Origin of the sequence: Myxococcus sp. MxC21-1 (assembly GCF_032612255.1) — a bacterium.
In the GTDB taxonomy this organism is placed as follows: Bacteria; Myxococcota; Myxococcia; order Myxococcales; family Myxococcaceae; genus Myxococcus; species Myxococcus virescens.
Genome location: NZ_CP123278.1, coordinates 826,711 through 836,222 on the forward strand (window position 1 = coordinate 826,711; position 9,512 = coordinate 836,222).

General features: G+C 70.9%; 11 protein-coding genes and 1 pseudogene. 9 read left to right on the plus strand and 3 right to left on the minus strand.

The features are described 5' to 3' along the window. Window positions 1-66 precede the first annotated feature (66 nt). Window positions 67-1,409, minus strand: a pseudogene (locus QEG98_RS03995) (short-chain fatty acid transporter). Window positions 1,410-1,586: 177 nt separating this feature from the next. On the opposite strand from QEG98_RS03995, the gene QEG98_RS04000 reads away from it, so the two are divergent. The 3 genes from QEG98_RS04000 to QEG98_RS04010 are packed head-to-tail and all read left to right on the plus strand — an operon-like array spanning window position 1,587 to window position 3,708. Next, the gene (locus QEG98_RS04000) at window positions 1,587-1,739 is read left to right on the plus strand and encodes a hypothetical protein (protein ID WP_316565804.1); all 153 of its coding nucleotides are present in this window, start codon (window positions 1,587-1,589) and stop codon (window positions 1,737-1,739) included. Further along, window positions 1,736-3,103: an FUSC family protein gene (locus QEG98_RS04005; RefSeq protein WP_316565805.1), complete on the plus strand. Its 1,368-nt coding sequence runs from the start codon at window positions 1,736-1,738 to the stop codon at window positions 3,101-3,103. The genes QEG98_RS04000 and QEG98_RS04005 overlap by 4 nt, the downstream gene beginning before the upstream one ends. Further along, a complete protein-coding gene (locus QEG98_RS04010; protein ID WP_316565806.1) occupies window positions 3,028-3,708 on the plus strand; it encodes a hypothetical protein in 681 nt (226 codons plus the stop codon). Before QEG98_RS04005 ends, QEG98_RS04010 begins: the two co-directional genes overlap by 76 nt. Window positions 3,709-3,714: 6 nt before the next feature. Here QEG98_RS04010 and QEG98_RS04015 read toward each other — a convergent pair whose 3' ends face one another. Continuing rightward, a complete protein-coding gene (locus QEG98_RS04015) occupies window positions 3,715-5,256 on the minus strand; it encodes an ATP-binding protein (protein WP_316565807.1) in 1,542 nt (513 codons plus the stop codon). 516 nt (window positions 5,257-5,772) lie between these two features. Here QEG98_RS04015 and QEG98_RS04020 point away from each other — a divergent pair. The 5 genes from QEG98_RS04020 to QEG98_RS04040 all read left to right on the plus strand — a co-directional run bounded on the left by QEG98_RS04020 (window position 5,773) and on the right by QEG98_RS04040 (window position 8,662). Continuing rightward, window positions 5,773-6,288: an AraC family transcriptional regulator gene (locus tag QEG98_RS04020; RefSeq protein ID WP_316565808.1), complete on the plus strand. Its 516-nt coding sequence runs from the start codon at window positions 5,773-5,775 to the stop codon at window positions 6,286-6,288. A gap of 64 nt (window positions 6,289-6,352) precedes the next feature. Then, window positions 6,353-6,706, plus strand: a complete 354-nt coding sequence (locus tag QEG98_RS04025) for a DUF3703 domain-containing protein (protein WP_316565809.1) — start codon at window positions 6,353-6,355, stop codon at window positions 6,704-6,706. A gap of 138 nt (window positions 6,707-6,844) precedes the next feature. After that, window positions 6,845-7,666 carry an RAD55 family ATPase gene (locus tag QEG98_RS04030; RefSeq protein ID WP_316565810.1) on the plus strand — a complete coding sequence of 274 codons (822 nt, stop codon included), beginning with the start codon at window positions 6,845-6,847 and terminating at the stop codon, window positions 7,664-7,666. Beyond that, window positions 7,603-8,268 (plus strand): RAD55 family ATPase, encoded by a 666-nt coding sequence (locus QEG98_RS04035; protein ID WP_316567821.1) that lies wholly within the window; start codon window positions 7,603-7,605, stop codon window positions 8,266-8,268. Before QEG98_RS04030 ends, QEG98_RS04035 begins: the two co-directional genes overlap by 64 nt. Before the next feature lie 28 nt (window positions 8,269-8,296). Continuing rightward, window positions 8,297-8,662 carry a response regulator gene (locus QEG98_RS04040; protein WP_011550838.1) on the plus strand — a complete coding sequence of 122 codons (366 nt, stop codon included), beginning with the start codon at window positions 8,297-8,299 and terminating at the stop codon, window positions 8,660-8,662. Window positions 8,663-8,705: 43 nt separating this feature from the next. Here QEG98_RS04040 and QEG98_RS04045 read toward each other — a convergent pair whose 3' ends face one another. Continuing rightward, on the minus strand, window positions 8,706-9,236 hold the full coding sequence (locus QEG98_RS04045) for a hypothetical protein (RefSeq protein WP_316565811.1): 531 nt from the start codon (window positions 9,234-9,236) through the stop codon (window positions 8,706-8,708). A gap of 20 nt (window positions 9,237-9,256) precedes the next feature. Between QEG98_RS04045 and QEG98_RS04050 the strand changes: the two genes are divergently transcribed. Continuing rightward, window positions 9,257-9,490 (plus strand): hypothetical protein, encoded by a 234-nt coding sequence (locus QEG98_RS04050; RefSeq protein WP_316565812.1) that lies wholly within the window; start codon window positions 9,257-9,259, stop codon window positions 9,488-9,490. Window positions 9,491-9,512 lie beyond the last annotated feature (22 nt).

Below are 9,512 nucleotides of genomic sequence, written 5' to 3' on the forward strand. Positions count from 1 at the left end.
CTCGTGATGTGACAGGCCCCCAGGCCCGCCTTGCCAGGCTGGGTCTACCACAGCCCGCGTCGCCGCTCAGCCGAAGAGGAAGAAGGCCAGCGTCACCAGCGGCAGGTACACGAGGAAGGCCACCAGCAGGAATCCCAGGAGCTCTTTGAACTCCAAGCGCGCCACGGCCAGCAGCGGCAGCGCCCAGAAGGGTTGGATGAGGTCGGTGGCCATGTCGCCCCACGCATACGCCAGCACCACCTTCTCCGGTGCCACGCCCAGCCGCGTCGCGGCGTCCAGGAGGTAGGGCGCTTCAATGGCCCACTTCGAGCCGCCGGAGGGGACGAAGTAGTTCACCACGCCGCTGTACAGGTAGACGATGGCGGGGAACGTCTCGCGCGTGGACAACGACACGAACAGCTCGCCGATGCGTTCCGTCAGGCCGGTGGCCTTGAAGATGCCGTAGATGCCCGCGTACAGCGGGAACTGGAGGACGATGCCGTGCAGCACGGTGCCGGCCTCCTCGCTGGCCTTGAGCAGCCGCGCGGGGGTGCCGTGCAGCAGCACCGCCAGCACCAGGAAGGTGAAGTTCACCACGTTGAGGTTGAGCGCGCGCCAGCCGCCATTCATCCACAGGTGCCGCGCCAGCCACACCAGCCCCAGGATGCCGATGACGGTGTTGAGCAGCCGCGAGTGGTCCAGCCACGAGGCGAAGCCGCGCTCGGCGGAGCGCGGGGGCGGGGTGAAGTCGCCCAGGGACTCCAGCACCGCCGGGTCCACGCGGACGGTGTTCTCCGGCTTGGGGTGCAGCACCCACGCCAGCAGCGTCAGCCCCGCCACCACGGCCAGCGTGAGGCCGATGTTGAAGGGCGAGAAGAGCGTCCTGTCGATGGGCAGCACGCCCAGGCTCTTCTCCAGGAAGTGGCCCGGCGTGGCCACCAGCAGCGGCGCGGAGGCGGACAGGCCCGAGTGCCGGTGGCGCCCAGGCCGAAGTACGCGCACGCCACCAGCAGCCGGTAGTCCACGTCTGGCCGGCGCTTCACCATGAAGCGCACGAGCATGGCGCTGGCCACCAGGGACAGACCCCAGTTGACGTAGGCCAGGGCCATGGAGACGAAGGCCATCCACGCCGCCGCGCCCCGGGGTGTGCGTGGCACCCGCGCCGCGCGCTCCAGCAACGCGCGCACGGGGCCGGTGAGGGCCAGCAGGTAGCCAGTGAACATCACCAGCGCCATCTGCATGGAGAAGCCGAGCAGCTCCCAGAAGCCGCCGCCCCAGGCGTCCAGCACGGCGGGCGGCGCGGCGCCGGCCCAGCCGGTGGCCAGCGCCATGGTGAGCAGCGTGAGCAGGACGGCGATGGCGAACGCGCTGGGGACGAAGCGCGAAGAGAAGCGGCCGAGGCTCTCCGCGATTCGGACAAGGGTCTCCACGAGGTGTCGCTCCTTGGCAGGGCCGGCACGTTACGTCATGCGCGGCGCGCCGGTGGCGCAATCCCGCCGCGAGTCCTGGCCGCACGAGCCCGGGCGCGCCGGCTCCCCTGGCCGCGGGGGTGCCCGGAGAGGGAGGGCGGAGGTTCCTTCCGCGCCGCACGGTGTCAACGCTCCAGGATGCGCCGACTGCTGAGACACCTGCGTTCCGTCCTCCGCGTCCGGCCAGGAAAGCCCGCCATTGGCGCGGGCTTGCGGACCGCGCTGGCCACCGCCGTGCCCCTGGTGCTCGCGTTCCTGCTGGGCGTGAAGGACGCGGGCTGGGGGGCTTGACCGGTCTCCTGGTGTCATTGGCCGACAAGGGCGGCTCGTACCGGACGCGTGCGAAGGAGCTGGGCGCGGTGACGCTGCTGGGGGCCCTGGTGGGAGCGCTGGGCGCGCCGGGCGGGTCCATGCCGTGGCTGGACGTATCCTTGATGTGGCTGGGGGTGACGGCGGCGGCCTTCGCGCGGAGCTACGGAGAGACGGCGGGCTCCGTCGGCGGGCAGCTCGCGGTCATCTTCGTCGTGTCGCTGGGCGCGCCCGCGGTGGGGGTGGATGCCGCGCTGGCCCGCGCCTTCTGGCTGCTCTTCGGCGGCCTGTGGGCCATGACGCTGTCCCTGGTGCTGTGGCCCTTGCGGCCCTACCGCCCGGCGCGGAGGGCCATCGCGCGCGTGTATGGGGAGCTGGCGGAGGCGTGCTGGGATCTGGGCCGCCTGTCGCGCGAGGGCGCCAGCTCCCAGGAGTGGGTGGAGGCCGCGGAGCGGCACATGGGCGTGCGGCCCCTCATGGAGCAGGCGCGCGCCACGCTGGGGGCCATGCGCGGCACCCACCTGGGCAGGTCCCGGCGCGGCGAGCACCTGCTCGTGTTGCTCGAGACGTGCGAGCCGATGTCCGCCCAGCTCATCGCCCTGGCCGAGGCCATGGAGGCGGCCGTGCGCGAGCCCCGCTTCCTGCCGCTGCGCGCGCGCGTGGACTCGCTGTGTGACGCCTACGCGGCCATGGCGAGCTGGGTGGAGCAGGTGCTGGTGCGCGAGCGAAATGAAGGCGTCCCGCGCGCGCCCCGGATGGTGCCTCGCTCGCGCAGACGGCGCTACCGGCCCGCTCCAGACATCCGGAACCGCGAGGACCCGCTGTCCCTCCACGTGGAGGCGCTCTTCGGGAAGCTGCGGGAGCTGGCGGGAGTGGCGCACGAGACGGCCGCGGGCCTGCTCCATGGCGACCCGGTGTCCGACCGCGGGCGGAGCGTGGTGGGCCAGGAGCCGCGGCGCGCGCGCTCGTGGCTGGCCCCGCTTCGCGACCACCTCCGCTCCGACTCGCTCGTCTTCCGGCATGCGCTGCGCGTGGGGCTGGTGGCGACGGCGGCGCTGGTGGTGACGCGGGCGCTGGGCATCCGCGACGCCCACTGGGTGAGCCTCACCGTCATCGCCATCCTCCAACCGTATTCGGCCATCACGGAGGAGCGCGCGCTCCAGCGCGTCGGCGGGACGCTGCTGGGCGCATGCCTGGCGGCGGTGATTGCCACGCGCGTGCATTCTCCTCCGCGCTGCTCGCCGTCATCGTCCTGCTCACGGCGGTGTCGGTGTCCCTCCTGCCCATCAACTTCGGTGCCTTCCAGGTCCTGCTCACGCCCGACTACCTGCTGCTGGCCACGTTGAGCTCGGGGGACTGGAGCCTCGCCGGCCAGCGCGCGCTGGGTGTGCTGGTGGCCTGCGCGCTGGCGCTGACGGGCGCGTGGCTGCTGTGGCCCATGCCGGAGCGCCGCCGCTTCCCGGAAGCCGCGGCGACCGCGTTACGCGCGGATGGTGAATACCTGCGCGAGGTCATCTCCCGACGCAGCGGCACCCGGCCCGAGGTGGGCGCCGCGCGGCGCACCTTCAGCCTGGCGCTGCTGGACGCGGAGGCGTCCTTCGAGCGGCTCACCGCCGAGTACCACGGCCCGCCCCAGCAGCTCGAGTCAGGCATGGCCGTCATCACCTATGCGCGCCGCTTCGCCACCGTGGTGACGGCCCTGGGCATGGAGCGGCCGGAGGCGGAGGTTCCCGACCAGTTGAAGCAGCTGGCGCACCAGGCGGGGCGCGCGCTCGACGAGCTCGCGGACGCGCTCAGCGACCTGCGCGTGCCGCCGCCCCTGCCGCCGTTGAAGGTGTCGTGCAAGACGGATGACCCCGTCTTCGGCGCGTTGCTCGAACGGGTGCCCCGCCAGCTGGGCATGTTGCACGGCGCCGTGTCGCGGCTCAGCAGTGGCTCGGTCCTGCGGTGAGCCGCGTCAGGGCCGGGCCTCCCGTTGCGCCGCCGCGGTCAGCACGGGCAGCGAGACATGGAACGTGGAGCCTCGGCCCAGCTCGCTGTCCACCCAGATGTGACCGCCGTGCCGTTCGATGATGTCCCGGCAGATGTAGAGCCCCAGGCCCAGGCCCCCGAAGCCGGATACGGGCGCGTTGCTCGCGCGGAAGAAGCGGTCGAAGAGGTGCGCCTGCTGCTCCCGGGAGATGCCGATGCCGCCGTCCGCCACGCTGAGCACGGCGTTGCCGTCCACGTGAGACAGGGAGACGCGCACGATGCCGCCCAGCGGACTGTATTTGACGGCGTTCTCCAGGAGGTTGGACAGCACCTGCGACAGCCGGCCCCGGTCGCCCATGACGAGGAGGTCCTCCTGGGGGAGCTCGCACATGAAGGCATGCGCCGCGCTGGCGCCGCGGAACTCCGAGCACGCCTCGTTCGCCACCTCCAGGAGCGACACGGGCTCGCGATGCAGCTTCAGCCGGCCCGCCTCCACGCTGGTGGCGTCCACCAAATCGTTGACCAGCGCGGACAGGCGGTCCACCTGCGCCATGGCCTTGTCCACGCGCTCGGGCGAGATGGGCTCCCTGGCCGCCAGCGTCCGCTTCAGCAGCTCCAGGTGGAGGCGCAGCGGCGTCAGGGGTGTCTTGAGCTCGTGGGCGGCGATGGAGAGGAAGTCGTCGCGCACGCGAATGGCCTCGTGCGCCTCGGCCAGCAGCCGCTCCTGCGCGCGCTGTGCGTGCACGCGCTCGGTGATGTCGCGGAAGCTCCAGACGCGGCCGGTGATGCGCCCGCGTCGGCGCTGGGGCAGGGAGTAGCGCTCCAGGATGCGGCCGTTGCGCAGTTCGATGATGTCGAAGCTCTCCTTCCATGGCGCCTCGTACAGGGCCTGGACCCGCGAGAAGAAGGCGTCCGGGGCCTTCAACTTCTCGCGCACAGCCGCGAGCAGCGTCGCGTCGTGCATGCAGGCCGTCGGTCCCGTCAGTCCCCAGAGCCGCTCGAATTGGCGGTTGCAGGCGGTGATGTGTCCGTCCCGGTCGACCACCAGCAGTCCGTCCGCCGTCGAGTCGAGCGTGGCCTCCAGCAGGGACACCGTCTGCTCCAGCCGCTCCTGGGCCTGATGCTGCTCGGTGACGTCCACCATGACGCCTTGAAGCCGGTGGGCGCGGCCGTCCTTGGACAGCACGGTGACGATGTCACGCAGCCAGACGACGCGGCCGTCCGCGGCCAGCATCCGGTATTCGAATTCGTGGGGAAGGCACTGCTCCACCGCGGAGTGGCAGTAGGTGGAGGCCCAGCCCCGGTCATCTGGATGCAGGTGCTCTATCCAGAAGTGAGGCTCCGTGAGCCACTGCTCCACCGGATAGCCGAGCAGCCGCTCCGCCTGCTTGCTCACGAAGATGAAGCGGACAGAGGGGTCTGCCTCCCAGACGATGCCGTCGACATTGTCGATCAGCGCGTCATGTCCACCCCGGGCAGGCGGGCTGACGTCCCCGGCTGCGTCGAGGCCCGGCTCCCTCTCCACCATGGCGCGCTCCCTCCCCTGGAGCGGGGGCTCTCCCGTGTCTCGGACCTTCTTCAATCAATACACCCAGGGGGCCCGGCGCCACCGGCCCCTTACGGCCAGGGGTGCATCGTCCGCCGAATCTCAGGAACCGGGCAGGCCGGGGCGCCCCGGGGCAGGGCCTTGCTTCCTCGCGGGGAATGCGCAGGCGGAGCCATGCGAGGATGGCGCACCGAGCCCGCCCCATGACGCCTCCTCGCCCCGCCCGCGCCCGTGTGCCGCCTTCCCGTGAGGACCGGTGGCTGGGGCGCGTCTTCTTTGGCCCCCGGCGCTTGATGTACGTGGGGCCGCTCGCTCCAACGGAGCCGCACGCCCACCCCACCTTTCAGGTCCTGCTGTCCCTGGACGCGCCGGTGCGCCTGCGCGACGCCCGTCAGCAGGAGGTCGAATGTCAGGCGGCCGTCGTTCCTCCGGACGCCGAGCACGCCATCGTGGAAGGCGCCCTGGCCGCGGTGCTGCTCCACGTCCCCGCGGAGGACCGTGGGTCGCCGGCTGGCGACGCTGGGCATTGGCGCGGACGCGGCCGCGTGGGGCGCGGCGGGCGAACGTTTGAGGGCCTGTGGCATCGGCCGGTTGCCGGTGCGCTGGTCGGAGGCCGAGGCGCAGACACAGGTCCTGCTGCGTGAGCTCCAAGCCGACGCGGGCGTCGCGAAGCCCACCCACCCCGCGGTGAAGAAGCTGCTGCGGCTGCTGCCAGAGGCGCTGGAGGAAGACGTGCGTCTGGCCACGCTCGCTCCGCGCGTGGGCTTGTCGGTGGGCCGGCTGTCGCATCTGTTCAGCGCGCAGGTGGGCTTCCCCTTGCGGCCCTACATCCTCTGGCTGCGCCTGCACCGGGCCGCCGAGCATCTGCAACAAGGCGCGTCCCTCACCGAGGCCGCGCACGCCGCGGGCTTCACCGACAGCGCGCACCTGAACCACGCCTTCCGCCGCACCTTCGGCCTCAAGCCTTCGGAGATTGCCGGCGTGGTGGAGTGGGTGCGCCCGCCTTCGCGATAGCGCGTTCTTACAAGCCGGCGGGGGCTTCGTGGCGCGAAGGTGGCGACATGACCGGGGAGCGTCCATGTCGATGAAGGCGAAGCTGCGCGCCGCTTTCGAAGCGGAGCTGCGCGAGGCCCATGAAGCGGAGTCGCGTGCGGAGCATGTGCGTGCCTGGCGGCACCTCGAGCGGGCCCACGTCCTCAGCCAGGCCCACGCGGGCCCTCACGTGCGGGTGCACTGGCGCATGCTGGGGTTCGGGTGGCGCCGGCGGAACGCCGCGGAGTGGGTGGGGCAGGTGGTGCGGCTGCTGGTCGCCGCGCCAGGCTCATGGCTCGGGCGGGCACCGCTGGGAAACACCGGTGGCGCGAACGTGGGCATCCTCACGCCCATGCCCATTCCCGACGACCTGCGCGCCCTGCTGGACGCAGACCGCTGAGGCCCATTCGCTGTTCACGGCTCGCGCGGTTCTCTTCTCACATTCCGAGGCGCGCGCTGGGGCGAATTACGGTATGGAACGGACATCATGTCCTCTTCCGAGCAACCGGCACGGCAGGACGCACGCGTATCGACTGGCGTGCCTGGGCTTGACGCCGTGCTGGGCGGCGGTCTCGTGTCGTCGGGTGTCTACATCTTCGTGGGGGAGCCGGGCGCGGGGAAGACCCTCTTCGCCAACCAGCTCTGCTATCACCAGGGACGCGCCGGCGCGCGCTGCCTGTATGTCACGCTGCTGGCGGAGTCCCACGCTCGCATGCTGGCCAACATGCGGGACATGGCCTTCTTCGACTCGGCGCTGCTGCCCGAGGGCGTCTACTACGTCAGTGGCTTCCGCACGCTGGAGGAGCACGGGCTGCCGGGGTTGCTGGAGCTCTTGCGGCGCGAGGTGCGCAACCACAACGCCAGCATCCTGGTGCTGGATGGCCTGGTGCAGGCGCAGGAGGCGGCCGGCAGCAGCCGCGACTTCAAGAAGTTCATCCATGAGCTCCAGGTCGCCGCCGGGCTGACGCGCTTCACGGCGCTGCTGCTCACCAGCGCCAACGGTCCCGCCGTCCATCCGGAATACACCATGGTGGATGGCATCCTGGAGCTGCGCGAGCGCACCCAGGGCGTGCGCTCCTGGCGCGAGCTGCAAGTGCGCAAGTTCCGGGGGAGCCCCACGCTGCACGGCGTCCACGCCTTCCGCATCACCAGCGACGGGTTGGAGGTCTTCCCCGGTTGGAGTCGCGGGTGCAGCGCACGCCGCCGCCGGACCCGGGCGCCCATCGCCTCCACTTCGGCGTTCCGTCCCTGGACGCGCTCTTCCCGGAGGGGCTGGCGGCGGGGTCCACCTCCCTGCTGCTCGGCCCGCCTGGCGCGGGCAAGACGCTGCTGGGCAGCAGCTTTCTGGCGGAGGGCCTGAAGCAGGGCGAGCACTGCCTGTACATGGGCTTCTATGAGCCGCCCAACCGGCTGTTGGGCAAGGTGGCATCCACGGGCATCGACCTGGGCGGCGCCATGGCGGACGGACGGCTCAACTTCATCTGGCAGCCGCCTTCCGAGTGCATTCTCGACGTGCTGGCGGACCAGCTCCTGTCGGACGTGCGGCGGCGCAACGTGAAGCGCGTGTTCGTGGACGGGCTCAGCGCCATGCAACAGGCCTCGCCCGAGCCCGCGCGCATCAATTCGTTCTTCGCGGCCCTCACCCAGGAGCTGCGTTGCACGGGGACCACCACGCTCTTCGGCATGGAGACACCGCGGCTCTTCGGTCCGGTGCTGGACGTCCCGATGGAGGTCGGTCCTTCCGCTGTGGCGGAGAACCTCTTTTTCCTGAGACATGTCGAGCTCGAAGGCCGCCTGCGCAGGCTGCTGAGCATCTTCAAGATGCGTGACACCCACTATGACCCCACCCTGAGGGAGTTCGTCATCACACCCCAGGGAATCGAGGTGCTGCCCCCCTTCAGTGTCGCTGTGGATACCCTGCTCACGGGACTTGCCCGGCATCCGGGCGCTGGCCATTTCTGAACGAACGTCGAGGAGTAGTACCACCCGTATGGAGACGGTCCTGGTGGTGGATGACGAGCAGGGCATCCTGGAAGCCCTGGCGGACCTCCTTCGAGAGGAGGGCTACCGCGTTCTGACGGCCTCTCACGGCCGTGAGGCGCTGGAGCGGATGGCGGAGCTCCGGCCGGACCTGGTCCTCACTGACTGGATGATGCCCGTCCTGGACGGACCGGCGCTCATCGAGCGCATCCGGGCTGAGCCGGCCTACAAGGATGTGTCACTCATGGGGATGAGCGCGGTGGACGTGTCCGCGCTGCGGCATCGGTATCCTGGCATGCCGTTTCTCCAGAAGCCCTTCGACATCCACGCGCTGATGCGACAGGTCCGCAAGGCCCTGGACGGAAAGCAAGGCTGAGCCCCATGTTCTACCTGCTCAAGCTGGGCCCCGTGCCACTCAGTCAGGGCAACACGCAGGTCCAGGTGTATCTGCGTATCTCCGACTCCGGAGAGCCCGCCGCGCCCGTCTTTGAATCGGACGACGGGGCGGGGCTGCGGGCCCTGCTGGAAGGGGTGGACGCGGCGGAGGTGCGCTGCGTGCCGGCGCTGGCCGCCGCGGGCGCGGAGCTGGGGCTCGCCGTGGCGGAGCCTTCACCGCAAGCGCTGTCATCCTGCGCGGCCATCGCGACCTTCGTGGCGTGGGGGCAGCGAGGCTTGTCCGGGCTTGGTTCGGACAAGGCGCTGCTCTTCGTGCAGGCGTCGACGGAGTACTGGGATGCGCGGCCCTGGACGCATTGGGATGACAGCCAGCCCTTCGAGGTGGCCGTCACCGGGCCGATGAACCACACCTTCGAGGGGTGCGTCTTCCACATGGGGGACGGGCGCGCGGGGCTGGCGCTGTACTTCAAGCCGGGCGCGCTGCAGATGTTGATGGAGATGCAGGCGTGCGGCCAGGGTGACGCCGCCACCAGCCTGCCCGCGATTGCCGTCACGCTGGACACGTCCCCTGCGTATGCCGTGGACGCGCTCACCGCCGGGGCGCGCGCCGCGCCTGCCGTTGCCCTTGAAGACGGGGCCGGATGGCATCAGCGTGCCGTCTCCGCTGGAGTCCCTGGTGCTGGTGGCGTCGTTGCGCGCGGTGGCCCGGCTGTCACCGGAGCAGCGCGAGGTGCTCAGCAGCGTCGTGGCCGGAGACGAGCAGATGCAGGTGCGCGTCCGCGCGCCCGCGCCCCGCGTCCGGCACTGAGCCTGCCCGCTCCGTCAGCGAG